General features: G+C 28.9%; 2 protein-coding genes. Both read right to left on the bottom strand.

Annotation, left to right across the window (positions count from 1 at the left end; genetic code table 11):
- Positions 1-553: HNH endonuclease (locus tag AMO08_RS05350; protein WP_075485929.1), on the bottom strand; the 553-nt coding region annotated here is incomplete at its 3' end.
- Positions 554-600: 47 nt separating this feature from the next.
- Positions 601-1,251, bottom strand: coding sequence for an alpha/beta hydrolase (locus AMO08_RS05345; RefSeq protein ID WP_075485927.1), 651 nt, complete (start codon positions 1,249-1,251; stop codon positions 601-603).
- Positions 1,252-1,371: the final 120 nt, after the last annotated feature.

Here is a 1,371-nt window from a genome sequence, read left to right as displayed (position 1 = left end):
CATCCCAATATAAGTAATCCATCCAGCTTTTATGTAAAAAATTCGGTGGAAAATTTTTACCATTTTTATGTAGATCCTCTGTTGACGGTCGATAAGGATGTTGATGTAACTTCATGCCTGAATGTTTTAATAGTTTTCCACCCTTTTTTACATTGCATGCAGAACAAGCTGTAACAACATTATCCCAATTAGTTTCGCCTCCTTTTGATCTAGGTAATAAATGATCAAAAGTTAACTCTTCATTGCTTCCACAATATTGGCAGGAAAATTTATCTCTTAAAAACACATTAAATCTAGTAAAACTTGGCTTGCTTTGAGGAACAATATAATCCTTTAATGCGATGACACTTGGTAATTTCATATTGAATGATGGACTTCTTATAATTCTATCGTAATTACTAACAATAATAACTCGATCAAGAAAAACTGATTTAACAGTATCCTGCCATGACCATAAAGATAAAGGGTAGTAACTCAAAGGTCTATAGTCAGCATTAAGTACTAATGCTGGACACTTTTCTAATGAAACATCTTGTTCAATAAAATTGTTCATAAACTAATTTTAACTTAGTTAAACAATTTTATCAATAATAAGAGATGTTAAATTTTTTTTAAAATAAAATTTAAAGCTGTACTTGATGCTTCAATAGGAATATGATGATCACAATTTTTTATTAATAATGTATCAACTTTAACGTTGTTTCTGATTAAAAAATCTTTTGCTTCTAGCAAATGTGTTGATGGGACAATTTGATCAGCTTCTCCATGAATAAGTAATGTTTCAGTATTATTTTTGATTCTGTTTTTCAAATCTTTTTGATTTATTATCTTTCCAGAAAAACCAACTATACATGAAAATTTTTCTTCGTGTGTAAGACCAACATTTAAAGACATCATACATCCCTGACTAAATCCAGACAAACAAATTTGATTATTTGATAAATTGAACTCTTGTTTTATTTCATAAATAAATTTCTTTAAAACTTCTTCAGCCTTTACTGATTGCTCTAATATGTAATCAGTATCATCTTTTGTTAAATCAAACCACTGATAACCAGAAGGATTTATAGCGCATGGCTCGTGACCATTTGGACAAATAAAAACTGTATTGGGCATATGTCTTTTCCAGTTTAAAGACAACATGCTAATATCCTTTCCATCACCTCCATAACCATGAAGCAAAATAATAGCATTTTTAATTTCAACACCATTTTCTGGTTTAATAATTATGGAATCTAGGCAAAATGTCATAGTGGATAAATTATGTTTTTTATGTCAAAACACAATCTAAAATAAAAAAATGATTTCAGGAATATTAGTAAAAGTTTTATCAATAGCTCTTTTGAAAGCCGTAGGGATAGTTCTAATCTT

The organism is Candidatus Pelagibacter communis (assembly GCF_001180205.1).
Lineage (GTDB): Bacteria > Pseudomonadota > Alphaproteobacteria > Pelagibacterales > Pelagibacteraceae > Pelagibacter > Pelagibacter ubique_O.
The sequence above is the reverse complement of the archived record's forward strand: the minus strand, read 5'-3'. Positions and strand labels throughout refer to the sequence as shown.